This is a genomic window from Streptomyces sp. NPDC005195 (assembly GCF_040608315.1).
Lineage (GTDB): Bacteria > Actinomycetota > Actinomycetes > Streptomycetales > Streptomycetaceae > Streptomyces > Streptomyces kaempferi.
Window position 1 is genome coordinate 339,574 of the sequence record NZ_JBEXHZ010000002.1, and the last position, 26,560, is coordinate 366,133.

The 26,560-nt window shown below is 72.6% G+C and carries 26 protein-coding genes; 11 read left to right on the top strand and 15 right to left on the bottom strand.

Annotated elements, in window-relative coordinates; all coding sequences use genetic code 11:
- Positions 1-106 precede the first annotated feature (106 nt).
- Positions 107-907 carry a hypothetical protein gene (locus ABZV34_RS04070; RefSeq protein WP_356271164.1) on the top strand — a complete coding sequence of 267 codons (801 nt, stop codon included), beginning with the start codon at positions 107-109 and terminating at the stop codon, positions 905-907.
- Positions 908-1,129: 222 nt separating this feature from the next.
- Here the strand turns inward: ABZV34_RS04070 and ABZV34_RS04075 are convergent, their stop codons facing one another.
- Positions 1,130-1,564, bottom strand: a complete 435-nt coding sequence (locus ABZV34_RS04075; protein ID WP_356271165.1) for a MarR family transcriptional regulator — start codon at positions 1,562-1,564, stop codon at positions 1,130-1,132.
- 127 nt (positions 1,565-1,691) lie between these two features.
- Between ABZV34_RS04075 and ABZV34_RS04080 the strand changes: the two genes are divergently transcribed.
- Both ABZV34_RS04080 and ABZV34_RS04085 read left to right on the top strand, forming a co-directional pair.
- Positions 1,692-2,711, top strand: a complete 1,020-nt coding sequence (locus tag ABZV34_RS04080; protein ID WP_356271166.1) for an NADP-dependent oxidoreductase — start codon at positions 1,692-1,694, stop codon at positions 2,709-2,711.
- A 104-nt stretch (positions 2,712-2,815) separates the two neighbouring features.
- Entirely contained in the window at positions 2,816-3,235 is a 420-nt protein-coding gene (locus ABZV34_RS04085; RefSeq protein WP_356271167.1) for an organic hydroperoxide resistance protein, read from the top strand.
- Here the strand turns inward: ABZV34_RS04085 and ABZV34_RS04090 are convergent.
- Entirely contained in the window at positions 3,216-5,882 is a 2,667-nt protein-coding gene (locus ABZV34_RS04090; RefSeq protein ID WP_356271168.1) for a M14 family zinc carboxypeptidase, read from the bottom strand. The two genes, ABZV34_RS04085 and ABZV34_RS04090, sit on opposite strands and share 20 nt — an antisense overlap.
- A 260-nt stretch (positions 5,883-6,142) precedes the next feature.
- Between ABZV34_RS04090 and ABZV34_RS04095 the strand changes: the two genes are divergently transcribed.
- The gene (locus ABZV34_RS04095) at positions 6,143-7,006 is read left to right on the top strand and encodes a hypothetical protein (RefSeq protein ID WP_356271169.1); all 864 of its coding nucleotides are present in this window, start codon (positions 6,143-6,145) and stop codon (positions 7,004-7,006) included.
- A gap of 75 nt (positions 7,007-7,081) precedes the next feature.
- A complete protein-coding gene (locus ABZV34_RS04100; protein ID WP_356271170.1) occupies positions 7,082-7,906 on the top strand; it encodes an EI24 domain-containing protein in 825 nt (274 codons plus the stop codon).
- 48 nt (positions 7,907-7,954) lie between these two features.
- Here ABZV34_RS04100 and ABZV34_RS04105 read toward each other — a convergent pair whose 3' ends face one another.
- The gene (locus ABZV34_RS04105; protein WP_356271171.1) at positions 7,955-9,229 is read right to left on the bottom strand and encodes a pyroglutamyl peptidase; all 1,275 of its coding nucleotides are present in this window, start codon (positions 9,227-9,229) and stop codon (positions 7,955-7,957) included.
- A 157-nt stretch (positions 9,230-9,386) separates the two neighbouring features.
- Entirely contained in the window at positions 9,387-9,569 is a 183-nt protein-coding gene (locus ABZV34_RS04110) for a hypothetical protein (RefSeq protein WP_356271172.1), read from the bottom strand.
- 58 nt (positions 9,570-9,627) lie between these two features.
- Here ABZV34_RS04110 and ABZV34_RS04115 point away from each other — a divergent pair, with 58 nt between their 5' ends.
- Positions 9,628-10,455, top strand: coding sequence for an NAD(P)-dependent oxidoreductase (locus ABZV34_RS04115; RefSeq protein ID WP_356271173.1), 828 nt, complete (start codon positions 9,628-9,630; stop codon positions 10,453-10,455).
- A gap of 104 nt (positions 10,456-10,559) precedes the next feature.
- On the opposite strand, the gene ABZV34_RS04120 is transcribed toward ABZV34_RS04115, so the two are convergent.
- Positions 10,560-11,135 (bottom strand): TetR/AcrR family transcriptional regulator, encoded by a 576-nt coding sequence (locus tag ABZV34_RS04120; protein WP_356271245.1) that lies wholly within the window; start codon positions 11,133-11,135, stop codon positions 10,560-10,562.
- Positions 11,136-11,315: 180 nt separating this feature from the next.
- On the opposite strand from ABZV34_RS04120, the gene ABZV34_RS04125 reads away from it, so the two are divergent.
- Positions 11,316-13,823, top strand: a complete 2,508-nt coding sequence (locus ABZV34_RS04125; protein WP_356271174.1) for a glycoside hydrolase family 3 C-terminal domain-containing protein — start codon at positions 11,316-11,318, stop codon at positions 13,821-13,823.
- A gap of 148 nt (positions 13,824-13,971) precedes the next feature.
- On the opposite strand, the gene ABZV34_RS04130 is transcribed toward ABZV34_RS04125, so the two are convergent.
- Together ABZV34_RS04130 and ABZV34_RS04135 are read right to left on the bottom strand one after the other, a co-directional pair.
- Positions 13,972-14,949, bottom strand: a complete 978-nt coding sequence (locus ABZV34_RS04130) for an aldose epimerase family protein (RefSeq protein WP_356271175.1) — start codon at positions 14,947-14,949, stop codon at positions 13,972-13,974.
- Positions 14,950-15,050: 101 nt separating this feature from the next.
- Positions 15,051-15,950: an SGNH/GDSL hydrolase family protein gene (locus ABZV34_RS04135; protein ID WP_356271176.1), complete on the bottom strand. Its 900-nt coding sequence runs from the start codon at positions 15,948-15,950 to the stop codon at positions 15,051-15,053.
- 243 nt (positions 15,951-16,193) lie between these two features.
- On the opposite strand from ABZV34_RS04135, the gene ABZV34_RS04140 reads away from it, so the two are divergent.
- Positions 16,194-16,688 carry a DUF3145 domain-containing protein gene (locus ABZV34_RS04140; RefSeq protein WP_153290778.1) on the top strand — a complete coding sequence of 165 codons (495 nt, stop codon included), beginning with the start codon at positions 16,194-16,196 and terminating at the stop codon, positions 16,686-16,688.
- Positions 16,689-16,850: 162 nt separating this feature from the next.
- Here the strand turns inward: ABZV34_RS04140 and fabF are convergent, their stop codons facing one another.
- The 5 genes from fabF to fasR all read right to left on the bottom strand — a co-directional run bounded on the left by fabF (position 16,851) and on the right by fasR (position 21,809).
- On the bottom strand, positions 16,851-18,122 hold the full coding sequence (gene fabF / locus ABZV34_RS04145; RefSeq protein WP_356271177.1) for a beta-ketoacyl-ACP synthase II: 1,272 nt from the start codon (positions 18,120-18,122) through the stop codon (positions 16,851-16,853).
- A gap of 100 nt (positions 18,123-18,222) precedes the next feature.
- Complete coding sequence (locus tag ABZV34_RS04150) at positions 18,223-18,471, bottom strand: acyl carrier protein (protein ID WP_329299470.1); 249 nt, start codon at positions 18,469-18,471, stop codon at positions 18,223-18,225.
- A gap of 71 nt (positions 18,472-18,542) precedes the next feature.
- The gene (locus ABZV34_RS04155; protein ID WP_356271178.1) at positions 18,543-19,574 is read right to left on the bottom strand and encodes a ketoacyl-ACP synthase III; all 1,032 of its coding nucleotides are present in this window, start codon (positions 19,572-19,574) and stop codon (positions 18,543-18,545) included.
- 16 nt (positions 19,575-19,590) lie between these two features.
- Positions 19,591-20,514: an ACP S-malonyltransferase gene (locus ABZV34_RS04160; protein WP_356271246.1), complete on the bottom strand. Its 924-nt coding sequence runs from the start codon at positions 20,512-20,514 to the stop codon at positions 19,591-19,593.
- Positions 20,515-20,603: 89 nt separating this feature from the next.
- Entirely contained in the window at positions 20,604-21,809 is a 1,206-nt protein-coding gene (fasR, locus tag ABZV34_RS04165; RefSeq protein ID WP_356271179.1) for a fatty acid biosynthesis transcriptional regulator FasR, read from the bottom strand.
- A 126-nt stretch (positions 21,810-21,935) separates the two neighbouring features.
- Here fasR and ABZV34_RS04170 point away from each other — a divergent pair, with 126 nt between their 5' ends.
- A complete protein-coding gene (locus ABZV34_RS04170) occupies positions 21,936-22,598 on the top strand; it encodes a pirin family protein (RefSeq protein ID WP_356271247.1) in 663 nt (220 codons plus the stop codon).
- A 122-nt stretch (positions 22,599-22,720) separates the two neighbouring features.
- Here ABZV34_RS04170 and ABZV34_RS04175 read toward each other — a convergent pair whose 3' ends face one another.
- Positions 22,721-23,542 (bottom strand): serine hydrolase domain-containing protein, encoded by an 822-nt coding sequence (locus tag ABZV34_RS04175; RefSeq protein ID WP_356271180.1) that lies wholly within the window; start codon positions 23,540-23,542, stop codon positions 22,721-22,723.
- Between the two features lie 19 nt (positions 23,543-23,561).
- Positions 23,562-24,032, bottom strand: coding sequence for a GNAT family N-acetyltransferase (locus ABZV34_RS04180; protein WP_356271181.1), 471 nt, complete (start codon positions 24,030-24,032; stop codon positions 23,562-23,564).
- Positions 24,033-24,142: 110 nt separating this feature from the next.
- Between ABZV34_RS04180 and ABZV34_RS04185 the strand changes: the two genes are divergently transcribed.
- Both ABZV34_RS04185 and ABZV34_RS04190 read left to right on the top strand, forming a co-directional pair.
- A complete protein-coding gene (locus tag ABZV34_RS04185) occupies positions 24,143-24,622 on the top strand; it encodes a MerR family transcriptional regulator (RefSeq protein WP_356271182.1) in 480 nt (159 codons plus the stop codon).
- Positions 24,622-25,638: an aldo/keto reductase gene (locus ABZV34_RS04190; protein ID WP_356271183.1), complete on the top strand. Its 1,017-nt coding sequence runs from the start codon at positions 24,622-24,624 to the stop codon at positions 25,636-25,638. Before ABZV34_RS04185 ends, ABZV34_RS04190 begins: the two co-directional genes overlap by 1 nt.
- Positions 25,639-25,661: 23 nt before the next feature.
- Here ABZV34_RS04190 and ABZV34_RS04195 read toward each other — a convergent pair whose 3' ends face one another.
- Entirely contained in the window at positions 25,662-26,516 is an 855-nt protein-coding gene (locus ABZV34_RS04195; protein WP_356271184.1) for a DUF4429 domain-containing protein, read from the bottom strand.
- Between the last annotated feature and the right edge of the window lie 44 nt (positions 26,517-26,560).

The window sequence follows — 26,560 nt, forward strand, 5'->3', positions numbered from 1 at the left end:
GCCGCTGTGAACGAGGGCTGCGACGCGCCGGAACGAAGGGTTCCCACAAAATTTTCACAGCCGTGACTATCAACGTGACGCATGAGGAACTTAGTCTTCCGGCGTCATGGACTACTGCGACCCGTGCCGAAGGCACCTCAACGGCGCCCTTGCCTGCCCGGGGTGCGGCACCTCAGCCGAACAGCTCCGCTCATCCGCGGGCCGCACCGGGGCGCACCCGGAACCGGACGCGGGGACGAACCCGTACGACTCCGACGATCCGCACGAGAGCGAGGACGCGTACGAGGAAGACCCCGAAGGCGACGACGACGGCGACGCCGACGGGGGTGACGGCGAGGGCGGTGGTCGTCGCCGGGCCGGCGGGCGACGGCGCGGGCGCGGGCCCGCCGGTGCGAGCCGGCGCGACCGGAAGGCCGCGGCGCACCGCAGGAGGCGCCGCAGGGTGCTCTTCGCCGGAGCGGGGCTGCTGCTCGCCGCGGGCGGACTGAGCCTCGCCGAACTCGGCATCGAGGCGCCCGGAGTGACTCCGCACGCGGCCGGCGCGGACGCGTCCGCCGACGGTGGCTCGGGTGCCTCCGCGGGGCGTACGGCGCGGCCGGCCGGTGACACCGGAGGTTCCGGGGGCGAGGCGCCCACCGCCACGGGCTCGCCGAGCACCTCGGCGTCGCCCTCCGCTTCCGCGTCCGAGTCCGCCAAGGGCGACAAGTCCAAGGACGGGGACAAGAAGGACACTCAGGGGCAGTCGGCCACGGCGGGGACGGGGGGCGGGGCCCCGGTGTCGGCGCCCGCCTCTTCGGAGCCGACGCGTTCCGCCACGACGCCGCCGGCCGCGCCGACGTCGGCGCCGGGGACTCCGACGCCTTCGCCTTCGCACACGTGCAATCGCTTCCTGTGGTGGTGCACGTAGGTTCTCTCGCCCCTGCCCGACCCGTCCTGCCCCTGAGGGCTCCGCCCTCAGGGGCAGGACGGTCTTCAGGGCCTCGTCCTCAAGCGCCGGACGGGCTGAAGGATCTGCCCCCGGCCGGAGCCGTCGGCGCGCGCCCTCATCTCCAGCGCGGTCCCGCATCCGCGGCCCGTCCGGCGCTTGAGGACGAGCCCTTCGGGCGACGGGGGGCGGAGGAACGGCCGGCTACGGCGTCAGCATGCGCTGGAGCAGATCGCGCAAAGACACCCGCTCCTCACGCGACAGCCCCGCCAGCGGCTCCCGGGCGAAACGCAGTGACTCCCGCAGGGAGTGCGCCACCCGCCGCCCCTCCTCCGTCGCGGCCGCCAGCTTGACCCGCCGGTCGGAGGGATCCGGCCGCCGCTCCACCAGCCCCCGTAGCTCCAGCCGGTCCACGATCCCCGTCACGTTCGACGGCTCGCACTTCAGCTTCTGCGCCAGCCTCCGCATCGGCAGCGGCTCCAGCGACAGCAGACCGAGCAGCCGCGCCTGCGCCCCGGTGAGGGCGTGCTCGGCGGCGACGTCCTCGTAGTCCTCGTGGTACCGGGCGACGACCGAGCCGATGAGGTCGACGACTTCCAGGGTGAGAGGGTCGATCCGGTACGTCTTCTGGGTGGCCATGGCCTCCAGGATACTCCCTTACTTGACATCATGAAATATTCAGGAGCATGGTTGTTTCAGGTAGTGAAGTATTAGAGCCGTAGTGCGCAGGCAAGCGTGCATGCATGCAGGAAAGGCACACACCCTCATGACCGACACCCAGCTCCCCTCCGTCAGCCGTGAATGGCACCTGGCCGCCCGCCCGGTCGGCTGGCCGAAGCCCGAGGACTTCGCCCTGGTCGAGGCCGAGGTTCCGCAGCCCGGGGAGGGCCAGATCCTCGTACGCAACAAGTACGTCTCCGTCGATCCCTACATGCGCGGCCGGATGAGCGCCGCCAAGTCGTACGCCGCCCCCTACGAGCTGGGCAGGACCATGCAGGGCGGTGCGGTCGGCGAGGTCGTCGCCTCCCGCGCCGAGGGGATCGGGGCCGGTGACCACGTCCTGCACTTCCTCGGCTGGCGCGAGTACGCCGTCGTGGACGCCAAGCAGGCCGTCAAGGTCGACCCCGAGGCCGCGCCGCTCTCCGCGTACCTCGGTGTCCTCGGGATGACCGGTCTCACCGCCTACGCGGGCCTCCTGCGCGTCGCCTCCTTCAAGGAGGGCGACTCCGTCTTCGTGTCGGGCGCGGCCGGTGCCGTCGGCAGCCAGGTCGGGCAGATCGCCAGGCTCAAGGGCGCCTCGCGGGTCATCGGTTCGGCGGGCTCCGACGAGAAGGTGAAGCTGCTCGTCGAGGAGTACGGCTTCGACGCCGCGTTCAACTACAAGAACGGCCCGGTGGGCGAGCAGCTGCGCGAGGCCGCCCCCGACGGCGTCGACGTCTACTTCGACAACGTGGGCGGCGACCACCTGGAGGCCGCCATCGGCCGGCTGAACCGGGACGGCCGTGTCGCGGTCTGCGGCATGATCTCCGTCTACAACAACACCGAGGCCGCGCCCGGCCCGAGGAACCTCGCCCGTCTCATCCAGACCCGCGGCCGCATCCAGGGCTTCCTGGTCGGCGACCACTACGACCTGCAGCAGCAGTTCGTCCAGGAGGTCGGCGCCTGGGTCCGCTCCGGCGAGCTCAAGTACAACGAGACCGTCGTCGAGGGCATCGAGAACAACCTCGAGGCGTTCTTCGGTGTTCTGCGCGGCGACAACACCGGAAAGATGATCGTCAAGCTCTGACGGTCCGGCGGGGCTTCTCCTGGACTTCCGGCATACGGTAACTTCTTTCCGAAGTCGTCGCGATCGTGGGCGCGAGTCGCGGCGGACAGGGAGGAACGCACCGTATGTCCATCCAGCAGTCCGACGTCCTGTACACGGCCGTCGCCACCGCGCACCACGGCCGCGACGGCCGTGTCGCCACCGACGACGGCAGGCTCGACGTCGTCGTGAACCCGCCGAAGGAACTGGGCGGGAGCGGCGCCGGGACCAACCCGGAGCAGCTCTTCGCCGCCGGGTACAGCGCCTGCTTCCAGGGCGCGCTCGGCGTCGTCGCCCGCGGGCGGAACGCCGACCTCACCGGCTCGACGGTCACCGCCAGGGTCGGTCTGGGCAGGAACGGCGACGGGTTCGGCATCATCGTCGAGATCTCCGCGACCCTCCCGGCCGTGGACGCGGCGACGGCGCGGGATCTGCTCGAGCAGGCCCATCAGGTCTGCCCGTACTCGAAGGCGACGCGCGGCGACGTCACGGTGACGCTCGTCTGACGGACGCGCCGGCCGCGGCGCGGGCCGCGTCCCGGTCCCGGGACGCGGCCCGCGCGTGGTGGAGCACCCCGCGGCCGAACCGCGCACCGCCTCGGGACACCGTCAGCAACGCCTGGGCCACCTGCGGGAATTCGCCCTTCGGGTGATCGCGGAAGAGCGGCTCGGTGCCGAAGAGGACCGCGTGCGGGCCGCTGATGACGCAGGCGTGACCGCCTGCCGCCCCGGGGCCGCCGCCGGCCGTCGGCCGCCAGTGGCCCGAGACGAGCGGGTCGCCCGGCGCGTACGCCTGCTCGACGCGGACATGCGGGCCGAGACCCGTGAACCAGACGGGCGCGTAGACGAAACTGTGGTCGGGGGCACCGGACATGATGCCGCCGTTCCCCGAATTCACCACGCGCACCACACCGTTGGCGTCCTCGTCGCCCTCGACGGGCACTGCCGCGAGCAGGCCCGTCGAGCTGTTGAGCGCGGCCCCGGAGGCGCCGCGTCCGACCAGCCCGTGGGCGCCCAGGAAGGCGTCGAGGGCGGCCCGCGCGGCCGGGTTCAGACGGGCGTGATCGAGTCCCGCCGACACGAACAGGACATCCGCCGCGGACCAGTCGAAGCCCGCGTTGAGGACCGCCGTCGACACCGGGACGACGTCGAAGTCCATCTCGCGCAGCGCGAAGAGCTCGCCCGGAGTGACCGCCGCGGCGACCCGGACCCGGTGCAGCGCGGTGCCCCGGGTGTCCGTGGCCGCGTCGAAGACGACGTCGTACCTCCGGGCGAGGGCGGTGGCCGGCGACCGCGCCGAGGAGGGCACGGCCGCGCTGCCGTCCGCCCGTCGCCGTACCGCGACCCCTTGCCGGAGCAGGGAGTTGAGCGCCGCGACCGCCTCGGGGGTGTCGAGACGCAGCCGCAGGTCGCCGTGCGGGGCGACGTACCCGGCCGGTGCGGCCGCCCGCACAGGACGGGCGGCGGCGGCCGCGGTCGCCGCCGGCAGGTCGCCGGCCCGTACCCGTACGACCGACGCGCCCCACAGCCGCCCCAGGCTCCAGCCGGAGATGTCGTACATCGTCGAGACCTTGTCGCTGATGTCCCGCCCGTCCGCCAGCAGCACGTTGGCCAGACCGCGTCTGGGCTGGTGCAGGTCGACGACGTACGAGCCCCGCGCGTACGAGCGTCCCGCGAGCCGGAAACCTCTGGCCGCGCGGGTGACGCGTACGCCGTTGGCGAGCAGATGGCCGACGAGGCGGGCGGCGGCCGTGGCGGAGCGCTGCGCGGACCCGGCCGGAATCACGTACGCGCGGGGGAAGTCGGTGGTGTAGACGTCCTCAGGGCCGATGCCCGGAACGCCCGGTACCGTCCCGGCGGAGACCGGCACCTGGGCGGCTCCGCTCGCACCGCGCCGGAAGACCTCGATCTGGTCGGCGACGAGCGCGGCCCGGTGGCTTCGCGCGTAGGTGAGGGTCGCGCGCATCGCCGCGCCCGCCACCTCCACGTTGACGGCCGCGCGGCGGCGCAGTTCACCGACGGGCAGCGACTCGTACGCCGCGTTGTCGACCGTCAGCGGGAGCTCGACCGTGTGCGCGGCGACCGCGCCGTGGAAGGCCGCGTACTGCGGTGCGAAGACCGGCGGCCAGTCGTCCCAGCCCTCCCGCTGGTCGCGGAAGGGGATCTGGGCGGGTTCGACGCCGTCCTTCGCCGCCGTGTAGCCGAGGCCGTCGACGGCTGCCTCCATGCCGAGGGCGTTGGCGTAGGTGTTCTTGAGGAAGAGGTCGTACTCGTAGTTCTCGCCGTGCGGCGGGGTGGTCGGTTCGATGAGGGTGCCGTTGACGTAGCCGTGCAGGTCGAGCATCACCGCGGGCTGCTTGTCGATCTCGATCTGCCGCACCGCGCGCACCTCGGGCTGGGAGGCGGTGACGAAGTCCCGGTTCAGGTCGAAGCCGTTCGCGTTGGCGCGGGTGCCCGCGATACGGCCGTCCGGGTTGGCGGTGACGTCGAAGTAGAGGCGGCTGTGGGCCAGCAGGTCGGCGGTGGCGCGGTCCTTCGCCTTCGCCAGCCGCTCGATGAGCCGCAGGGAGGCGTCCGTGCCCTCCCACTCGTTGCCGTGGATGTTGCTGTCGAAGAAGACGGGGATCTTGTAGTCCGTCCGGACGGCGGGGTCGCCGGCTGCGGCCCCGGGCGCGTTCTCGATGAGTGCGCGCATCCGTTCCTGGGCGCGGGTCCGGTCGGGGGACTCGGGGGCGGTGACGGTGACGAGGTAGAGCCGGTGACCGCCGGCCGAACGGCCCGTGACCTCCACGCTCACCCGGTCGCCGAGCCGCTGCAGGGCGTTCAGCCGCGGTGCGATGGCGTGGTACGGGATGAGCCCCAGCTTGATCGACCTGTCCGCCGGGTTCTCCGGGTCCGGGGCGAGCAGCTGCTCGCGGGGGTAGCCCCGAAGGGAGGAGGCGGAGAGGGAGAGGCGGGAAGGGAGGGCGGTGACGGGGGCCTTCAGGGCCTGCCGGGCCGCGCTCAGGGGGGTCGAGGCGGCGCCGCGGTCCCGGGCGGCGCCCTCGCGGACCAGAGGTCTGCGGTCCGCGAGGGCGCTGTGCGGGGCCAGGAGAAGCGATCCGGTCACGGTGACACCGGCGACGGTGATCAGGACGGGTCTCGGTGGGCGCACGCGTCGTACCTCCGTGGGGGGAGCCGGGGGCCGGCCTGGCCGAACGGGTCTTCGGGGACTGGCTCTTCGGAGACGCCCGCGGGTCGGTGGGGCGAGGCGTTCCCGCTCGACCTTCCCCCACCGAGGAGGCCTCGATGTCACCAATGCCACGGATGGCGCATCCTCGGCGGGCCGCGGAGGGCATGCTGGAGGTGGGCACCGGCGCGACGGAGAGCCGCGCGGGCTCCGGACCGAGGTGCCGCGCGTGGCGAGGAGGGCCCATGTCCCCGATTCCGTCGCTCCCCAGCAGGGACGACCTGCTGCGCATGGCGCGCGCCACGACCGACGTCACCGGCCAACTCCTCGACACGGCCGGGAACATCACCAGGATCGCGCTCAACACCCTCGACCCCCGGGACGGGTCGGGTGCGGAGGCGCTGCGGGTGCTCCGGGAGACCACGGCGGAGCTGGCCGAGGCGAGTGCGTCGCCGCAGGCGCAGGAGGCCTTCTACCGCATCGTGGACACGCTGACGCGGCTGGGGACGACCGGGGCGCCGCTGGCGACGCATCCCGTGAGCGAACCGGCCCGGGTGCTGCTGGCGGCCGTGGGCGACAGTCTGCTGCCTATCCTCGACGCGGTGGAGCCCGCGGTGGAGGAGGTGGCCGCCGCGCTCGGGGAACTGCTGGAGGAGGGGTCGCCGTTGCTGCCGACGGCCGCGGGGGTGATGGCGGGGGTGCTGCTGGCGTCGACACCGGTGATCCGCGCGGCGGCCGACGTCCTGCGCGACTCCTCCCCGGAACTCCGGCGCATCGCCGACGCGTCGACCGCGGCGCTGGCTCCGCTGCTGCCGCTGCAGGTGGCGCTCGCCGAGCGGGCGGCCACGGCGGGGGCGGGGGTGGTACGGGCCGTGCTGCCGCCGCTGGCCGACCTCACGGAGGCGGCGGCCGCCACGACGAACGCCGTCCGTCCCGTCCTGATCGCCGGCGAGGAACTCCTCGTCTCCGGCCTCGAACATCTCCAGCCGGTCCTGCTGGCCTCGGCGTCCCGGGCGGGACGGGTGGCGCGGGCGGCGGCGGTCCGGGTGTCGGCGGCGGTGTCGCCCGCGGCGGACGGAAGCGCGGTGGTGGCGGTGACCCCGGCGTAGCCCCGCCGGGCGCCCACGGGTCCGGGGACGCCGGCACGGGGGGAAGGCGGCCAGGGCGCCGGTAAAGTGGCCCGCATGCGTGATCTCGGGGCAGGGTTCCACTACCTCATACAGGGCCAGCGATGGGTCGCACGGCATGGGAAGCAGTACGGATTCGGCCTGCTTCCGGGGCTGATCACCCTCGTGCTGTACGCGGCGGCACTCATCGCGCTCGCCCTCTACGGCGAGGACTTCGTCACCTGGGCCACCCCCTTCGCGGACCCCTGGACGAGCCCGTGGCAGGGTCTCTTCCGCGGACTTCTGACCGCCGTGCTCTTCGCCCTCGCCCTCCTGCTCGCCGTGGTCACCTTCACCGCGGTCACGCTCCTCGTCGGACAGCCCTTCTACGAGTCGCTCTCCGAGAAGGTCGACCGTGACGTCTCCCCGGACGGCACCGCCCCCGCATCCGGGCTGCCGCTCTGGCGCGAGCTGTGGATCTCCGGACGCGACAGCCTTCGTATCGTCGTACGGGCCCTGGTCTGGGGCATCCTCCTCTTCGCCCTCGGCTTCGTCCCGGTCGTCGGCCAGACGGTCGTCCCGGTGATCGGCTTCTTCGTCACCGGCTTCTTCCTCACCGAGGAACTGACCGCGGTGGCCCTCCAGCGCCGCCGCGTCGAACTCCGCGCCCGTCTCCCCCTGCTCCGGTCCCGCAAGATGCTGGTCTGGGGCTTCGGCACCCCCCTGGGCCTCGCCTTCCTGGTCCCCGTGGTCGCCGTCTTCCTGATGCCGGGCGCCGTCGCGGGCGCCACGCTGATGGTCCGTGACCTGCTGGGCGAGGAGACGGGCGAGCCGAACCCGGACCGGGAAGACCACGCGGACCAGGGAGACCAGGAGGAGCGGGAGCTGGGTGCCACGGCGTGAACCGGGTTCTCGCGGTAGCCGGCATCACCGTCCTGGCCGGCCTCGGCGTCAGTCCCGCGTTCGCGCCGTCCCACCGACGCCCGGCGCGCCCGCGTCGGCGGCCACCGTCAGGATCGACCGGACCTGGGCGATGATGTCCAGCCGGTTGCGCACGAACCCGGGATCGGTGACCGTCCCGGTCGCCGGGTCCGTGTTGCCGGCGCCGAACTCGAGCACGGGCGTGTGGACATGGCCGCCCGGCAGGCTGTCGTGCAGACCGAGGCGGTCGCGCAGCAACGTCGCGCGGTAGGCGATCTCGTTGGAGAGATAGTCGCCGCCGCCTCCGGCACGCGCCGCCGAGCCCGGGGTCGGGCCGTCCGGGCGCACGACCGGATCGGTGCCTCCCGCCGGGATCTCGGTCACCGACGTGTGGTCGTACACCGGGAAGCGGCCCGTGTCCGCGGCCACGATCCGCGTGTACGGGAGGGTCGTCGTCGTCCACTGCGGCTGCGAGGCCGGATCGGTGACCGGGACAGCCCCGGTCCGTGACACGTTCTCGTTGTCCGGGAAGCCGCCCCGCCAGGCCCCGTTGGTCCGCTCCACGTCGAAGCGGCCCACGCGGCCCTGGCTCACGGTCGTGAACAGGTCCACGCGCGGCAGTTGCCGCCGCAGCGTCCGCTCCACCGTGCCCTCGGCGAAGTCCTGCCAGCGGACCGGGAAGACGGCGGTCTCGACGCGCGCGGGCCCGTCCGCCGTCCGGATCGTGGTGCCGTCGAGCGCGAGGGCCGTGGCCCCCGAGGGATTGGAGATCCGGACGTCCCGGTCCAGGGTGAAGGGGTCGAACCCGGTGACCAGGATCCGCTTCACACCCTTGGCGCGCGGGAAGTGGATGTCCTGCCCGCCGCGCGAGGTCCGCTCCAACGCGGCCAGCAGGCGGGCGCGTTGCGCGTCCGTCAGCCCGAACCGGGGCGTCCACTGCCGCACTTCACGGGTCATTCCGAGCCGCGCCCAGTACAGCGGCCGGTCGTCGTCGCGGCTCAGGTCGCCGCCGGCGGGGCCGCGTCCCTGCGCCCGGTCCACGGCCCGCCGCCACAGCCGCGCACCCTCCCGCGCGACCACGTGCTCGGCCCGCGCGTAGGAGCCCGACCGCTCCAGCACCCGGACGAACTCCGGTGCCACCGCGTCGAATCCGGAGCGCCGCAGGATCTCCTGAGGCGCGGCCCGGTCGAGGCGCCGCTCCTCCACGGTGGCGGAGTCCAGGGTGGCGGAGCCCGTGGTGCCGGTGTCCGCGATACGGGGGTGCGCGGCGGCCGGCGCGGTGGGGATGGCCGCCGATCCCGCCATCAGGGTCAGTGCGAGTAAGCCGATGCGAACGCCTGTGTAAGTCAAGGGAGTTCATGCCTTCCGTCGCCGTGGGGTGCTGCCGGACGGCCGCAGTATCGCGTGCCGGAGCGGACGTACGCCATGAGGGGTGACGCGCGGCGCGGCGGTCGTACGGGGATCACGGATCTCGGGCATACACGGATCTCCGGCATACGGGGATCCGTGCCGCCGCGTGCCGCGGCACCAGTGGGAGCAGCCGCACCGACGTCCCGGCGGCGAGCCGGTGACCGGCGGGCACGGCGACGTACAGGGACTCGTCGAGGAGGTGGCGCGGGGCGTGGGCCTCCAGCGGGTCGGGCACGGGACCCGGGCCAGACATTCGCTTGCCGCATCAACCGGGCGCGCCTAGCGTCGGGGACATGGAAAAGATCGCATTCCTCGGACTCGGTCACATGGGTGCGGCGATGGCGCGCCGGCTTCTCGACGCGGGGCACCCGTTGACCGTCTGGAACCGCACCGCCGCGAAGGCGGAGCCGCTGGTCGACGCCGGGGCCACGCTCGCCGCGTCTCCGGCCGAGGCCGTGCGGGACGCCGATGTGGTGATCACGATGCTCGCCGGCCCCGCCGCGCTCGGCGCGGTCGCGGACGCCGTCGTGGCGCAACTGCGCCCGGGGACGTACTGGGTCGAGATGTCGACCGTCGGTCCGGACGTGGTGAAGGAGCTTGCCGCCCGGCTGGGGGAGGGCGTGCGGCTCGTCGACGCGCCGGTGGCGGGCAGCACGGACAAGGCGGCCGCGGGGCAGCTCGGCATTCTCGCGGGCGGCGACGTGGCAGGCGTCGAGCGGGTGCTCGCCCCTCTCGGCACGGTCACCCGTACCGGCCCGTCCGGCTCCGGCGCCGCGCTCAAGCTCGTCGTCAACACCGCCGTGCTCGGCGGGGTCGCCCTCGTCGCCGAGGCCATGGTCCTCGCGGACGCGCTCGGCCTCGACGAGGACACCGTGCGCGCCTCGCTCGCGGGCGGGCCGCTCGGCGGCGCCGTCGGCCGTGCCTTCGCGCGGGACGTGCACTTCGGTACCGCGCTCGCGGTGAAGGACGTCGCCCTCGCCACGGAGACCGCCCGGCTCCCCGCCATGGAGGCGGTGCTGGAGCACTACAGGCGGGCGGCGGCCGATCCCGCCGTCGCCGACGCGGACATCGCGGAGGCCGTCGAACGCATCCGCCGGCATTCGGCCCGAGGGCCGGAGTGATTCCTTCTTGCGGTCGTCCGGCGCCGGTGAGCCGAAGCGGGTGGGCCGACGTGGGCCGATGACGGTGGAGCGTCGGCGGTGGGCGATCCGCCCGTCGCCGGGGCTCAGGCCTCGCCCAGCAGCACCAGGAAGTCCCGGAACGCGGCCGGCATGTCCACCGACTCCGGATCCAGCAGCCACTGGTACTGGAGCCCGTCCATCACCGCCACCAGCAGCGGGGCGGCGCGCTCCGGCGTGAGCCCGCTCGGCAGCCGCTCCCCGTACTCGGCGCGCAGCACCTGCGCCATGCTCGCGCGCACGGCGACATACCGCCGGGTGAAGAACTCGCGCGCCGGATGCCCCTCCGTGACGCTCTCGCCGAGCAGCGCCGAGAAGGTCTGGACGATGCCGGGCCGCATCGCGTTGTAGTCGGCCAGCGAGGCCAGCAGGTCCAGCCGCCACTGACTGTCGGGCACGGCGTCCCACTGGTCACGTTCCTTGAGGACCGCGACCAGCAGGGTGTCCTTGGTCGGGAAGTAGTGCAGCAGCCCCTGCTGGGTGAGGCCCACGCGCTCGGCGACGGCGGCCATGCTCGCGCCCCGGTAACCGCGTTCGGCGATCACCTCCAGGGCCGCGCGCACGATCTCGGCGCGCCGCTCCTCGCCCCTGGTCCTGGTCGTCATGGCGTCACCGTACGGTATCCGCCCACCCTGAATGTCACGTCAAGGCAACGAAACCTACCGCTCTACAGGCAGCGGGTGCAGGATGAGGACGTCCGGCGGATCCCGCGGCCGTGCAGCCGTACAGCCGTACAGCCATGCGGGTTTCACGGATTCCACGGGTTTCACGGGCTTCACGGACTTCAACGAGGAGGTGCCACCGTGACGGAGGCAGCGGAGACAGCGGAGAGCCGGACCGGGACCAGGGGCCGGGGCACGAGCGCGGCGGACCGGGCGCGCGAGGCGGTCGTCGAGGCGGCCCTCGCCAGGCTCGGCCTGGACGCGAAGACGCGGCTGCTCGCGGGGCAGGACATGTGGTCGCTGCCCGGACTCCCCGAGATCGGACTGCGGTCCCTCGTCATGTCCGACGGTCCGATCGGCGTGCGGGGCGTGCGCTGGACCGCCGACGACCCGTCCATCGCCCTCCCCTCACCGACCGCGCTCGCCGCCACCTGGGACCCCGCACTGGCGACCCGCGCCGGCGTCCTCCTGGCTCAGGAGGCCCGCCGCAAGCACGTCCACGTGCTGCTCGCGCCCACGGTCAACCTGCACCGCTCGCCGCTCGGCGGCCGCCACTTCGAGGCGTACAGCGAGGACCCGTACCTGACCGGACGGATCGGCAGCGGCTATGTGCGGGGCGTGCAGTCCGGCGGTGTCGGCACCACCGTCAAGCACTTCGTGGCCAACGACGCCGAGACCGACCGCTTCACGGTGGACAACCTCGTCTCCGAACGGGCCCTGCGCGAGCTCTATCTGGCCCCCTTCGAGGCCATCGTCGAGAACGCCCACCCCTGGGGCATCATGACCGCCTACAACTCGGTCAACGGCACCACGATGTCCGAGCACCACCACCTCGTGAACGAGGTCCTGCGCGGCGAGTGGGGCTTCGACGGCTTCAACGTCTCCGACTGGACGGCGGCCCGCTCGACGGTGGGGGCGATCGAGGGCGGCCTCGACGTCGCCATGCCCGGCCCCGGGACCGTGTACGGCGACGCGCTCGCCGCCGCCGTCCGCGCGGGCAGCGCCGAGGAGGCGAAGGTCGACGAGGCCGTCCGCAACGTCCTGCGGCTCGCCGCCCGCGTCGGCATCCTGGAGGGCGCCGAACCGGTCGTCACGGAGCTGCCGGAGCCGGTGGACGGCGAGGCCCTGGCCCGCGAGATCGCCCGCCGCTCCTTCGTCCTCGTACGCAACGAGAACGCGGCGCTGCCGCTGCGGCCGGGCACGGTGGCGCTGAGCGGCGCCGCCGCCCGCGACGCCCGTGTCCTCGGCGGCGGCTCCGCCACCGTCTTCCCCGCCCACGTCGTGTCACCCCTGGACGGCCTCACCGCCGCGCTCCCCGAAGGCAGCCTGACGTACGCGGTCGGAGCCGACCCGAACCAGGAACTCGCCGTCGCCGACAAGGGGTTCGCACTCCGCGCGGAATGCCGCGACCACGACGGCGAGGTGATCGGCAGCGGCTCCGCGCCCAACGGCCAGCTCCAGTGGATGGGCAACGACCTCCCCGAAGGAGTCACCCACGACAACCTCCACACCGTGGACCTGCGGGGCACCTTCACCCCGCGCGTGAGCGGCACACACACCTTCGGCATCAAGGGCCTCGGCGCGTTCACGCTCACCGTCGACGGCACGGTCCACTTCGACGACGCCCAGGTCAGCACGGAGGACAGCCCCTTCACGGCCTTCTTCGGGGCCCCCGAGGAGCGCGCCCGGGTCGATCTCGCCGCCGGTGAGACGTACGAGGTGTCCCTGCGCCAGGTGGTGGTCCTGCCGGAGGGCGCGCCCCTGAGGATGGTCGGCTTCGCCCTCGTCCACCAGGAACCGCGGCGTGACCCCGACGAACTGATCGCCGAGGCGGTCGAGGCGGCCCGCGCCGCGGACACCGCCGTCGTCGTGGTCGCCACCACCGACCGTGTCGAGTCCGAGGGCTTCGACCGCGAGAACCTCCGGCTCCCCGGGCGCCAGGACGACCTGGTGCACGCCGTCGCCGCCGCCAACCCGAACACCGTCGTGATCGTCAACTCCGGCTCCCCGGTGGAACTCCCGTGGCGCGAGGAGGTCGCCGCCGTGCTGCTCACCTGGTTCCCGGGGCAGGAGGCCGGCGCCGCCCTCGCGGACGTGCTCACGGGCGCCCACGAGCCCGGCGGCCGGCTGCCCACGACCTGGGGTTCGCTCGCGGACGCCCCGGTCACCCAGGTGGTGCCCGTCGACGGCGAACTCCCGTACACCGAGGGTGCCTTCATCGGCTACCGCGCCTGGGAGAGGGAGGGCAGGACCCCCGCGTACCCCTTCGGGCACGGCCTCGGCTACACCGACTGGGCGTACGAGTCGGTCGAACCCTGCGACGGTGACGGCGACGGTGCGGGTGACCGCGCCGCGACGGTCACGGTCCGCGTCCGCAACTCCGGCGAGCGCCACGGCCGCGAGGTCGTCCAGCTCTATCTGACGCCGGTCGAGGCGGACAGCGAGCGCCAGGTCCGCAGGCTCGCCGCCTTCGCCGGAGTCGAGGCGGGGCCTGGCGAGAGCGTCGAGGCCGTGCTCGGCATCCCCCGCCGCGCCTTCGAGGTCTGGGACGAGGACGCCGGCACGTGGGTGTTTGTGAAGGGTTCGTACGAGGTTGCCGCAGGCCGCTCGATCACCGACCGCCGGGTCGTGACGACGATTAACGTCTGATCCGGGACAGCCCCCCCCCGAGCAGCCCCGGTCCGGAACCTGACATCCGGACCGGGGCTCGTCGGTTCCCCGACGGCCTCGGACCGCTCGGCCCACGGAGACTCCCCGCCCGGTCGTCCCGCTCCCCGCCGGCCGGGCCCGCCACGTCCTAGGAGCGCACCCCGAACCCGAACACCGTCTCCGAGCGGTACGTGTCCCCCGGCCGCAGCCGCGTGCTCGGGAACTCCGGCCGGTTCGGGGAGTCGGGGAAGTGCTGCGTCTCCAGCGCGATCCCGTCGCCGGGCGCGAACGGTTCGCCGAGGTGGTCCGCGGTGTAGAGCTGGAGGCCGGGCTCGGTGGTCGCGACCGTCAGTACCCGCCCGGAGGAGGGGTCGTGGAGCTCCGCGACCTCGACCGCGCTCGCCGTCGTCCCCTTGTCCAGCACGAAGTTGTGGTCGTACCCGGCGCCGGCCTTCCGCGCCGTCCGGAAGTCGAAACGCGTGCCGTCCACGGACTCCAGCGCCCCGGTGGGAATGAGATCCGCGTCCACCGGCGTCACCCGCGACGCGGACAGCCGGAGTTCGTGACCGCCGGCGTTCCCCGAACCGGCCAGGTTCCAGTACGAGTGGTTCGTCAGGTTCACCACGGTCGGCGCGTCCGTGACCGCCTCGTACGCGATGCACAGCGCGCCCGCCGCGTCCAGCCCGTACGTCGCCGTGACCTCCAGACGGCCCGGGAAGCCCTCCTCGCCGTGCGGGGAGACCCGGGTGAGCCGCAGCCCGTGCCCGACCGGTTCCGCGTCCCACACCCGCTTGTCGAAACCGAGCTCGCCGCCGTGCAGGGAGTTGGGGGCGTTGTTCTGCGCGAGGTGGTAGGTGAGGCCGTCGAGCGGGAAGCGGCCGCCGGCGATCCGGTTGGCGTACCGCCCGACCAGCGCCCCGAGGTACGGGTCCGGGTGCGCGAGATACCCGTCGAGGCCGGGGAAGCCCAGCACCACGTCCGCGCGTTGCCCGTCGCGGCCGGGGATCTCGACCGACTGGACGATCCCGCCGTACGTCAGGATCCGCACCCGCACCCCGGCACGCTCCAGCGTCCAGCGGTGGACCGGGGTGCCGTCGGGAAGGGTGCCGAAGAGTTCGCTGTCCATGATCGGAAGCCTAGGCCAACGACCTGTGCCCACCGGCCCGGTCCACCGGCCGAGTCCACCGTGCCGAGTCCATCTGATCGGCCGCCCGCCGCCCGCCCCGCCTAGACCAGCGGCTGCCGGGCCGTCACCACCTGGTAGGCCAGCTCCGCGAGCCGGGCCTGACCGTCCCTGCTCGGGTGGAACCAGTCCCAGTGGCTCAGCTGGTCCGTGCCGAAGCGGAAGCCGAAGACCGCGCCCCCGTCGAAACGGCAGCGCCGGTCCTTGGCGCACACGTCCCCGAGGACCTTGTTGTACTGCTCCACCCTGTCCTGCACCCTCGCCCGCCGCAGCGCCGCACGCGAGCCCAGGGAGTCCGCGTCGGCCAGCATCGAGGGACAGATGCCCAGTTTCCAGATCTGCTTGCCCAGCGGGTTGCCGCGTCCCTCGGACCACAGCCGCTTCAGATCCGGCACGCTCGACACGTACACCTGGGTCTTCGGCAGCTCCTCGCGCAGGGTGCTCATCGCGTCCTGGAACGCGGCGCGGAAGCGGGCGACCGAGGTCATCGCCGGGACCGAGGACCGGCAGGCGTCGTTGGCGCCCACCATCACGGTCACCAGCTCCGGCTTCTCGGCGACGGCCCGCTCCATCTGCTCCGGCAGGTCCGCCATCCGCGCACCGGTGACCGCGTAGTTCCAGCTGCGCTCGGCTGCCCCCTCCGGCCCGAGCAGCCGCACGGCCAGGCTGCGGACCCGGGTGTCGCTGCCGGTCGCCCAGGAGACCTCGGGGCAGTCCGACAGCACGGTGCAGGCGTCGAAGCCGCGGGTGATGGAGTCCCCGACGGCGGCCACGGAGTGGGGACTGCGGTTCCAGAGAGGGGACGGTTTCGGGGACGGCCGGCCCGCGACCGTGCTGTGCGCGGCGGAGGAGCCGTCACCCGAGGCGTCGCACCCGGCCACACCCAGCAGGGCCGCCGCCACCAGGGCGAGGACGGCGCGCGGACGGTGGCTACGGATGCGCATCCCCTGGTCCCCTCGTTCGTTGAACAGTCTTGGTCAGCACCTGACCGACACGGTTGGCCGACACCCCGCAGTACACGGTCGGTCGCACCGCGTCCCCTTGGGTGAAACCTCAATGTTTCTGGGCGCTGGGACCGACGGTACGTCACACTCCTTGCGCCGCCGCACGGTAGCCTCGCCACGTGGCCGCCCTGCCACTGCCGTTCCGCTAAGTTACAAGATGTCTCGCTCTGCCCGGAGGCCCCAGTGACGACACGTGGAGTTCTCTACGTGCACTCCGCGCCCCGCGCGTTGTGCCCACACGTCGAGTGGGCGGTCGCGGGTGTGCTCGGTACGCGCGTCAACCTCGACTGGATCCGGCAGCCCGCGGCGCCGGGCACCTGGAGATCCGAGTTCTCCTGGAAGGGCGAGGTGGGCACCGCCTCGAAACTCGCCTCGGCGCTGCGCGGCTGGCAGATGCTGCGCTTCGAGGTGACCGCCGAACCCTGCGCCACGGCCGAGGGCGAGCGCTACAGCTGCACCCCCGAACTCGGCATCTTCCACGCCGTCACCGGGATCCACGGCGACATCCTGATCCCCGAGGACCGGCTGCGCGCCGCGCTCCTGCGCTCCCAGCGCGGCGAGACCGACCTGGAGGCCGACCTCGCCAAGCTCCTGGGCAAGCCCTGGGACGACGAACTGGAACCCTTCCGCTACGCGGGCGAGGGCGCCCCGGTCCGCTGGCTCCACCAGGTGGTCTGACGGTGGTCTGACCCGACGACGGGCGTGAGGGAAAGCTTCTGGGGCAGCGGGGAACCGCGCGCCCAGCCCCCCACGATCCGGTACCCGGCGGAAAGCGAAGGTGGCCCGGACTCCGACAGGGAGTCCGGGCCACACGCCGGTTCAGTACATCTACGGCCGGCTTCAGATCGTACGGAACGCCAGCACCACGTTGTGCCCGCCGAACCCGAACGAGTCGTTCAGCGCGGCGATGCGGCCCTCGACGGGCAGCTTGCGGGCCTCCCCGCGCACGATGTCGGCGTTCGCCTCGGCCTCGGGGTCGAGGTTGTCGACGTTGATGGTCGGCGGCGCGATCCGGTTGTACAGAGCCAGCACCGACGCCACCGACTCCACACCGCCGGCGCCACCGAGGAGGTGACCGGTCATCGACTTGGTCGCGGAGACCGCCATGTGGTCGGCGTCGTCACCGAAGACCTTGCGCAGCGCCTTCAGTTCCGCCACGTCACCGGCGGGCGTCGAGGTCGCGTGCGCGTTCACGTGCACGATCTCGGCCGGGTCGAGGTCGGTGTTGTCCAGCAGGTTCTGCAGGGCGCGCGAGATGCCGCGGCCCTCCGGCTCCGGCTGCACGATGTCGTGGCCGTCGGCGGAGATGCCCTGGCCGACCGCCTCCGCGTAGACCCGGGCACCGCGCTCGGCGGCGTGCTCGGCGGACTCCAGGATCAGGACGCCGGCGCCCTCGCCCAGGACGAAGCCGTCGCGTGCGACGTCGTAGGGCCGCGAGGCGCCCTGCGGGTCGTCGTTGTTCTTGGACATCGCCATCATGTTGCCGAAGGCGGCGATGGGCAGCGGGTGGATGGCCGCCTCGGTACCGCCGGCGACGACGACGTCGGCGCGCCCGGTGCGGATCATCTCGATGGCGTAGCCGATCGCCTCGGCGCCCGAGGCGCAGGCGGAGACCGGGGTGTGCACGCCGGCGCGGGCGCCGACGAGCAGGCCCACGTTGGCCGACGGGCCGTTCGGCATGAGCATGGGGACGGTGTGCGGGGAGACGCGGCGGACGCCCTTCTCCTTCAGCACGTCGTACTGGTCGAGCAGGGTGGTCACGCCGCCGATGCCGGAGGCGATGACGGTGCCGAGGCGGTCCGGGTCGATGGCCGGGTCGTCGCCGGCCCGGTCGGTGAAGCCGGCGTCCGCCCAGGCCTCCTTGGCCGCGATCAGCGCGAACTGCGCCGAGCGGTCGAGACGGCGGGCCTGCGGGCGGGGGATGACCTCGCCCGGTTCCACGGCGATCTGCGCCGCGATACGGACCGCCTGCTCGGCGGCCCATTCCTGCTCCAGGGGGCGGACACCGGACTTGCCGGCGACCAGGCCCTCCCAGGTAGAGGCTGCGTCGCCACCCAGCGGTGTGGTTGCGCCGATACCGGTGACGACCACGGTGCGATTGGTCGAGCTCACGGGAATTCTTTCTCCAACGGATACGAGGATTCAGCGGCGCCACCGCCGGGTGGCGGGGCAACGGACTGACCGGTGGACCGGGCCGGGCCCGGTCCGCGGATCAGGCCTGGTTCTTGAGGATGTAGGCGGTCGCGTCGCCGACGGTCTTGAGGTTCTTGACGTCGTCGTCCGGGATCTTGACGTCGAAGCGCTCTTCGGCGGCGACGACGACCTCGACCATGGACAGCGAGTCGACGTCCAGGTCGTCGGTGAAGGACTTGTCCAGCTGGACGTCCTCGGTGGGGATCCCGGCGATCTCGTTCACGATCTCGGCGAGACCTTCGACGATCTCTTCCTGAGTGGCGGCCATGTCAGGCGCTCCTTCGGTATGTATCCAGATGGTGTGGCGGTACTCCGGCCGGAGTGGTCCGGACGGTGTGCCTAGGGGAGGGTAACGACCGTGGCGGCGTACACGAGACCCGCCCCGAATCCGATGACGAGCGCGATGTCGCCGCTCTTCGCCTCACCGGTCGCCAGAAGCCGCTCCATCGCGAGCGGAATCGAGGCGGCCGAGGTGTTGCCGGTGGTGCGTACGTCCCGGGCGACCGTGACGTGCGCCGGCAGTTTCAGCGTCTTCACCATCGAGTCGATGATCCGCTCGTTGGCTTGGTGGGGAATGAAGACATCCAGGTCGTCCGGGCTGATCCCGGCCGCGTCCAGTGCCTGCTGCGCGACCTTCGCCATCTCGAACACGGCCCAGCGGAACACCGCCTGGCCCTCCTGCGTGATCGCAGGGAACTTGATCTCGCCCTTGGAGTCGAGGGGGAGGGTGGAGACGTCGCCGCTGTGGAAGCGGTCCCACGGCACGGTCTGCTTGATGGTCCCGGACTTGTCGCCCTCGCTGCCCCACACCGTGGGGCCGATGTGCGGCTCCTGGGAGGGGCCCACGACGACCGCGCCCGCGCCGTCGCCGAACAGGAAGGCCGTCGCACGGTCCTCCAGGTCGGTGAGGTCGGACAGCCGCTCCACGCCGATGACCAGGACGTACTCCGCCGAACCCTCGACGACCATGCCCTTGGCCAGGGTCAGTCCGTAGCCGAAGCCCGCGCAGCCGGCCGAGATGTCGAAGGCGGCGGCCCTGTTCGTACCGAGCTTGTCGGCGATCTCGGTGGCGATGGCCGGGGTCTGGCTGAAGTGGGACACGGTGGAGACGACCACGGCGCCGATCTGGTCGGCGTCGATCCCGGCGTCGGCGATGGCCTTGCCGGACGCCTCGATCGACATCGCGGCGACGGTCTCCTCGTCGGAGGCCCAGTGCCGGGTCTCGATGCCGGAACGCGAGCGGATCCACTCGTCGGAGGAGTCGATCGTCTCGAGGATCACCTCGTTGGGCACGACCCGGACGGGACGGTAGCCGCCCACGCCCAGGATCCGTGCGTACGGGGCGCCCTTGCTGGGCTTGATCTTCGACATGCTCTCGGGCTCCTTGTCAGGCGCTGTGCTCGGCGAGGAGCTCGCGAGCCGCGTCGAGGTCGTCTGGGGTCTTCAGCGCCAGGGTCTTCACACCCGGCAGCGCGCGCTTGGCGAGGCCGGTGAGCGTGCCACCCGGGCACACCTCGATCAGCGCGGTCGCGCCGAGCTCCTGGAAGGTCTCCATGCACAGGTCCCAGCGGACCGGGTTGGCCACCTGGCCGACCAGCCGCTTCAGGACGTCGGCGCCGGACTTGACCGCCTGGCCGTCCTTGTTGGAGACGTACGTGACCCGCGGGTCCGCGGGGTCGAGGTCCTCGGCGGCCTGCGCGAGCGCCTCGACGGCGGGTGCCATGTGGTGCGTGTGGAACGCGCCGGCGACCTTCAGGGCCACCACGCGGCGTACGCCGTCGGGCTTGTCCGCCTCCAGGGCGGCCAGCTGCTCCAGCGTGCCGGCGGCCACGATCTGGCCCGCGCCGTTCACGTTGGCGGGGGTCAGGCCGAGCTTCTCCAGGTGTGCGACCGTCGTCTCGGGATCTCCGCCGAGCAGTGCCGACATACCGGTCCGCGTGACGGCGGCGGCCTCGGCCATCGCCAGGCCCCTGGTGCGTACGAGCGTGAGCGCGGCGGTGTCGTCGAGCACCCCCGCGAACGCGGCGGCGGTGATCTCACCGACGCTGTGCCCCGCGACGGCGCCGGGAGCGAGGTCCGACACGTCGCCGAGTGCCGCGGCGGAGAGGAGTCCGGCGGCGACCAGGAGCGGCTGCGCGACAGCCGTGTCCCGGATCGCGTCCGCGTCGGCCTGCGTGCCGTAGTGGGCAAGGTCGAGACCGATGGCGTCCGACCACGCGGCGAGGCGGTCGGCGGCACCGGGGAGATCGAGCCAGGGAGTCAGGAAGCCGGGCGTCTGGGCGCCCTGGCCGGGAGCGACGAGTACGAGCACTCTCACACTCTCTCTTGTGGACGGCCACGGCCGCCCGTGGGGACAGGGACGAAGAACACGAGGGGGAATTGTAGGGCTCCGACAAATGCCTACGTCTGGAGATCTCCATCGGCCAGACGCCCCAGGATGAGCGCGATCCGCAGTGTGAAGGCGGATCGTACATCCGAGGGCGACCAACCGGTGACGTCAGTCACACGTCGCAGCCGGTAGCGCACGGTGTTGGGGTGAACGAAGAGCATTCGGGCCGCGCCTTCGAGGCTGCTCGCCTGTTCCAGATAGACACTGAGGGTTTCGAGGAGCGCGGAGCCGGCTTCCTCCAGTGGTCTGTAGATCTCCTCCACCAGCTGCTCACGGGCCGAGGGATCTCCGGCGATCGCGCGCTCCGGCAGCAGATCGTCCGCGAGGACCGGGCGCGGGGCGTCCTGCCAGGCGAAACACGCCTTCAGACCGGCCGCGGCGGCCTGCGCGGAGCGGGTCGCGGCGAGCAGGTCGGGCACGATCGGCCCGGCGACGACGGCCCCGGCGGCGTACGGGCCGATCAGCGACTTGGCCACCGCGAGCGGGTTGTCGCTGCCGCCCGCGATCACCACGAGCCGGTCCCCGAGCACCCCGGTCAGCACCTGCAGCTTGGCGTGCCGGGCCGCCCGCCGGATGGCCTCGACGGTCAGCTCGCTGTCACCGTCGGGTGCCGTACCCAGCACCACGCAGACGTGTTCGGGGGAGTTCCAGCCGAGAGCGGCGGCGCGGGAGACGGCGCCCTCGTCCGCCTCGCCGGAGAGCACGGCGTTCACGACCAGGGACTCCAGCCGGGCGTCCCAGGCACCGCGGGCCTCGGCGGCCTGCGCGTAGACCTGGGCGGTGGCGAAGGCGATCTCACGGGCGTAGACGAGGAGGGCCTCGCGCAGCACGGACTCGTCGCCGGGAGCGGCCACCTCGTCGATGGCGCTCTCCATCACCTCGATCGTCGTCCGCACCATCTCGACGGTCTGGCGCAGGGTGATGGCCCTGGTCAGCTCGCGGGGGGCGGTGCCGAACACGTCGGTGGAGATGGCCTGGGGCGCGTCGGGACGCCGGAACCACTCGGTGAACGCGGCGATACCGGCCTGGGCGACGAGCCCGATCCAGGAACGGTTCTCCGGTGGCATGGCCCGGTACCACGGCAGCGTCTCGTCCATCCGCGCGATGGCCTGCGCGGCGAGACTTCCGGACGACTTCTCCAGCCGCTTCAGGGTCGCTGTGTGCGTGTGGATGTCGTGCGCTGGGCGCTCGGGGTTGCTGCGTTCGGGTTCGGGCACGGGACAAGACTGCCTTATCAGGACGGAGCTGTGCGGCGGCGGGTCTCTTATCCGGGCGGGGAGGGAGGGGAGCGGGGCTACGGTGGGAGACGTGACGGACGTACGGCGCCGGCGGATGTGGCGGATGTGATCGAGGTACGGCGCGCTGACGAGCGCTACCGAGGAGGGGACCCGGCGGCCGGGATCTCCTCGCTGCACGCCTTCTCCTTCGGCCCGCACTACGACCCGGACAACCTCCGCTTCGGCGCGGTGATCGCCTGCAACGAGGAACGGCTCGCGCCCGGTGCGGGATTCGACGAGCACCCGCACAGTCACACCGAGATCGTCACGTGGGTGGTGGAGGGGGAACTGACCCACCGGGATTCGGGCGGTCACGAGTCACTGGTGCGGGCCGGGGACGTGCAGCGGCTGAGCGCGGCGGCCGGCATACGGCACGTCGAGCGCAACGACGGGCCGGGCCCGCTGGTGTTCGTGCAGATGTGGCTGGCCCCGGCGGCGCCCGGCGGTGTCCCGTCCTACGAGGTCGTCCACGGCATCGCGGACTCCACGCCGTACGCGGTCCCGGAGGCGGAGGCGATGCTGCACGTGCGGCGGCTGGCGGTGGGGGAGCGGACGGCGGTCCCCGACGCGGCGTTCGTGTACGTCCACGCGGTGCGGGGCGAGGTGCGGGTGGACGGCGCGGAGCTGGGGCCGGGGGACGCGGCCCGGATCACGGACGCGAAGGATCTCGAGGCGGTGGCGACGACTCCGGCGGAGCTGTTGCTGTGGGAGATGACGGCCTCGCGCTGAGACCCGCGGCCCCGGTTTTCGAGTGCCTCGCCCCCGGTGTCAGGTGGCTCGCGGAGCTTCCCGTGCGGCTGGAAGGCGCCGGGCGCGAGGAACCACCCCCGGTGTCCCGAAGTCCCGTCGCCTCAGCCGCGCAGCTCCAGGAGCACCGCGTCCGTGAAAGGCGGCCACGCCTCCGCCGCCCACGGGCCGAACGCCCGGTCCGTGAGGGCGACGCACGCGGCGCCCGCCACCGGGTCGATCCACAGGAACGTACCGGACTGCCCGAAGTGTCCGAAGGTACGCGGCGAGGACGAGGCACCCGTCCAGTGCGGGGACTTGGAGTCACGGATCTCGAAACCGAGCCCCCAGTCGTTGGGGTTCTGGTGGCCGTATCCCGGCACCACCCCCTTCGTACAGGGGTACTGCACGGTCATCGCGTCCGCCACCGTCCGCGGATCGAGCAGTCGCGGCGCCTGGACCTCCGCGGCGAACCGCACGAGGTCCGCCACCGTCGACACCCCGTCCTTCGCGGGCGAGCCGTTGCACGACGTCCCCGTCATGCCCAGCGGCTCCAGCACCGCCTGCCGCAGGTATTCGGGGAAGGGGATGTCCGTCGCCTTGGCGATGTGGTCCCCGAGGACCTCGAACCCGGCGTTGGAATACAGCCGCCGCTGCCCGGGCGGGGACGTCACCCGGTGCTCGTCGAAGGCGAGCCCGGAGGTGTGCGCGAGGAGATGACGGACCGTCGCACCGGCCGGGCCCGCCGGCTCGTCGAGATCGACGGCCCCCTCCTCGTACGCGACGAGCGCGGCGTACGCGGTGAGCGGCTTGGTGACCGAGGCGAGGGGGAAGCGGTGGCCGACCGGACCGTACGACCCCGTCACCGTGCCGTCCGCACGGACGACGGCGGCCGCGGCCGTGGGGACGGGCCAGTTCTCGATCAACGCCAGGCTGCGCAGGGACATGGGTACGAGCCTAGGCGGCTCACAGCCGTAGCCGCATCGAGGGGTCCGGCTTGCGCACGAACCCGAGGGACGCGTACAGCGGCTCGGCCTCGGCGGAGGCGTTGAGGCCGACCTGGGGCACGTCCCGCTCGCGGAACCAGTCGAGCAGCGTCTCCATACAGGCCCGCGCGTACCCCCGGCGCCGCGCGTCGGGGTCGGTGGCGACGCTGAAGACGTGACCGACCGCGCCCCGCGGATTGCCGGGGCGCCCGATCCGGTACTCGATGGTCCCGGCGACGAGCGCGGCCAGCGCGCCCGGCCGGCCGGGGTGGTCGACGACGAAGGCCGCGAAGTCGCCCTCGGGACGGGCCAGCCTGCCGCGTATCGTCGGGAGCGACCCGGCGTGCCACTCGGTGGAGCCGTCGGTGGTGAAGACCGAGTCGAGCATGACCTGGCGCAGGCGGAGCACTTCCGGTGCGTCCTCGGGCAGGGCGCGGCGTACGGGAATCATGATCCGCACGGTAGCCAGCGCACCCCGCGGGCGTCCTCCGTTCCGCGGCGGCCGCCTTTTACCGGATTCCGCTTGCTTGGAGTGCACTCCAAGGTTTTAGCGTGGAGGTCATGACGGTGATGGAGACCACGGCCGAGGCCGCCGAGACCGGCACCAGGACGGATGTGTGCGGGGCGCCTCCCGAGCGGCAGCGGCGCCCGGACGGCCAGGACAGTTACACGATCAGCGAGGTCGTCGCCTTCACCGGCCTGTCCGCGCACACCCTGCGCTGGTACGAGCGGATCGGTCTCATGCCGCACATCGACCGCTCGCACACCGGGCAGCGCCGGTACAGCAACCGCGACCTGGACTGGCTGAGCCTGGTCGGCAAGCTCCGGCTCACCGGCATGCCGGTCGCCGACATGGTGCGGTACGCGGAACTGGTGCGGGCGGGCGACGACACCTACCTCCAGCGCTTCGAGCTCCTGGAAGCCACCCGCCGGGACGTGAAGGCGCGGATCGCCGAGCTCCAGGACACCCTGGCGGTCCTCGACCACAAGATCAGTTTCTATGCGGACGCCGGGCGGCCCCTGGCGTCGGAGAGGTCCTGATGACGGACGGCAAGATCGCGAAGGTACGGCTCGGCACCGACGGCCCCGAGGTCGGGGCACAGGGCCTGGGCTGCATGGGGATGAGCTTCGCGTACGGGCCCACCGACGCCGACGAGGCGCGGGCCACCCTGGAGCGGGCGCTGGAACTCGGCGTCACGCTCTTCGACACCGCGGACGCCTACGGCCAGGGCGACAACGAGAGATTCCTGTCGCCGTTCTTCAGGGCGCACCGCGACGAGGTCGTCATCGCGACGAAGTTCGGCCTTGCTATCCCGCCGGACGCCCCGACGACGCGGGTCGTCCGCAACGACGCCCCGTACATCCGCCAGGCCGTCGAGGCGAGCCTGAAGCGGCTGGACGTCGACGTGATCGATCTCTACTACATGCACCGCCGTGACGTGAACATCCCCATCGAGGAGACCGTCGGGGTCATGTCCGAGCTGGTGCGCGAGGGCAAGGTCAAGCACCTCGGGCTCAGTGAGGTCACCGGCGGGGAGCTGCGCGCCGCGCAGGCCGTGCACCCGATCACCGCCGTGCAGTCGGAGTGGTCGCTGTTCAGCCGGGACATCGAGGCGGGCGTGGTTCCGGCGGCCGAGGAGCTGGGCGTGGCGCTCGTCCCGTACTCGCCGCTCGGGCGCGGTTTCCTGACCGGATCGTTCGCCAACGCCGACACGGACCTCACCGCCACCGACTTCCGCCGGCAGCAGCCCCGCTTCACCGGCGACAACGCGGCCGTCAACGCGGCCCTGCTGGAGCCGGTGCGCGAGATAGCCGGGGCGCACGGCGCCTCGCTCGGCCAGGTCGCGCTGGCCTGGGTGCGGCGGCAGGCCGCGTCGTACGGGGTCGCGGCGGTGCCGATTCCGGGGACCCGCCGGCGCGGCCGGGTCGAGGAGAACGCGGCGGCCACGCGGATCGTTCTCCTCGACGAGGAGATGGCGCTGCTGGAACCGATCGCCTCGAAGGTGGCGGGGGAGCGGTACGCGGACATGTCGTTCTCTTCGGCGGGGCGGGAGTAGGACGCGGCGGTCGCCGGCGCGTCTCACAGCTCCGCCAGCAGCTCCGCCTTCTTCCTGGTGAACTCCTCGTCCGTGACCAGTCCCGCCTCGTGCAGCTCGCCGAGGTGGCGGATGCGGTCGGCGATGTCGGCCGGGTCGCGGCGGGGAGCGGGGACCACGGTCACCGGTGCGGGGCCCGAGGCCCGTACGGCGGCGAGCACCGAGGCCGCGAACGGGAGCGACTCGTGGACGGGCCCGTAACCGAGCCCGAAGACGACGGCGGCCGGATCCTGGTCGGCCTGGGCGGGCTGCGCGGATGCGGGCTCGCGGCGCAGCAGCCGCAGATGACCCTCGAAGACCTCGGGGGAGCGCCACTCGACGCCGCTCAGTCCGGTGACCGGGAAACTCTGGTCGCCGGCCTTCCACTTGGCGGAGGACGCGCCGGTCCAGAACCAGCGGAAGGACACCGAAGTGCCGTCGAAGGCCGCCCTCCCGTCGTACGCCTTGAACCGCAGCGGCGCCTCGGGTGCCGCGACCAGATGGCGCTCGGGGGGTCCGGTGTCCTCGGGCAGCCGGGCGCGCAGCTCGTCCGCGTAGTACTCGGCGAGGGTCTCCCGGTCGGAGGGCAGCACCAGCCGATAGGGGTCGCACCCCTCCTTCAGCTGCCCGGCGGCCGCGTCCATCAGTGGATCGGCGCCCGCTTTGGGGACGGCGTGCAGCACGACCGTGCCGCGCCTGCCCGGCGCCAGTGTGACCGCCTCGATCGCCTCCAGCGGGACCCGGCGTTCGCCGAGCGCCTGGAACAGCTTCGGGGTACGGATCCCCCGCTCGAAGCGGATGAGCACGGAGTCGGACTCGAACTCCCAGGCGGCATGAAATCCGGCCAGTACGTCACCCATGAGGGCCATCGTAAGCGGCGCGCCCGCCGGAGTCCCCTCCTCGG

What these genes read in the sequence shown, in the direction of transcription:
- ABZV34_RS04075 (WP_356271165.1), bottom strand. Translation starts at nt 1,564, where the DNA reads ATGGCCACCCAGAAGACGTACCGGATCGACCCTCTCACCCTGGAAGTC.
- ABZV34_RS04100 (WP_356271170.1), top strand. Translation starts at nt 7,082, where the DNA reads ATGCGTGATCTCGGGGCAGGGTTCCACTACCTCATACAGGGCCAGCGA.
- ABZV34_RS04105 (WP_356271171.1), bottom strand. Translation starts at nt 9,229, where the DNA reads ATGGCGGGATCGGCGGCCATCCCCACCGCGCCGGCCGCCGCGCACCCC.
- ABZV34_RS04130 (WP_356271175.1), bottom strand. Translation starts at nt 14,949, where the DNA reads ATGGACAGCGAACTCTTCGGCACCCTTCCCGACGGCACCCCGGTCCAC.
- ABZV34_RS04085 (WP_356271167.1), top strand. Translation starts at nt 2,816, where the DNA reads ATGTCCATCCAGCAGTCCGACGTCCTGTACACGGCCGTCGCCACCGCG.
- ABZV34_RS04115 (WP_356271173.1), top strand. Translation starts at nt 9,628, where the DNA reads ATGGAAAAGATCGCATTCCTCGGACTCGGTCACATGGGTGCGGCGATG.
- ABZV34_RS04080 (WP_356271166.1), top strand. Translation starts at nt 1,692, where the DNA reads ATGACCGACACCCAGCTCCCCTCCGTCAGCCGTGAATGGCACCTGGCC.
- ABZV34_RS04155 (WP_356271178.1), bottom strand. Translation starts at nt 19,574, where the DNA reads ATGTCGAAGATCAAGCCCAGCAAGGGCGCCCCGTACGCACGGATCCTG.
- ABZV34_RS04095 (WP_356271169.1), top strand. Translation starts at nt 6,143, where the DNA reads ATGTCCCCGATTCCGTCGCTCCCCAGCAGGGACGACCTGCTGCGCATG.
- ABZV34_RS04070 (WP_356271164.1), top strand. Translation starts at nt 107, where the DNA reads ATGGACTACTGCGACCCGTGCCGAAGGCACCTCAACGGCGCCCTTGCC.
- ABZV34_RS04180 (WP_356271181.1), bottom strand. Translation starts at nt 24,032, where the DNA reads ATGATTCCCGTACGCCGCGCCCTGCCCGAGGACGCACCGGAAGTGCTC.
- ABZV34_RS04135 (WP_356271176.1), bottom strand. Translation starts at nt 15,950, where the DNA reads ATGCGCATCCGTAGCCACCGTCCGCGCGCCGTCCTCGCCCTGGTGGCG.
- ABZV34_RS04150 (WP_329299470.1), bottom strand. Translation starts at nt 18,471, where the DNA reads ATGGCCGCCACTCAGGAAGAGATCGTCGAAGGTCTCGCCGAGATCGTG.
- ABZV34_RS04185 (WP_356271182.1), top strand. Translation starts at nt 24,143, where the DNA reads ATGACGGTGATGGAGACCACGGCCGAGGCCGCCGAGACCGGCACCAGG.
- ABZV34_RS04190 (WP_356271183.1), top strand. Translation starts at nt 24,622, where the DNA reads ATGACGGACGGCAAGATCGCGAAGGTACGGCTCGGCACCGACGGCCCC.
- ABZV34_RS04175 (WP_356271180.1), bottom strand. Translation starts at nt 23,542, where the DNA reads ATGTCCCTGCGCAGCCTGGCGTTGATCGAGAACTGGCCCGTCCCCACG.
- ABZV34_RS04195 (WP_356271184.1), bottom strand. Translation starts at nt 26,516, where the DNA reads ATGGGTGACGTACTGGCCGGATTTCATGCCGCCTGGGAGTTCGAGTCC.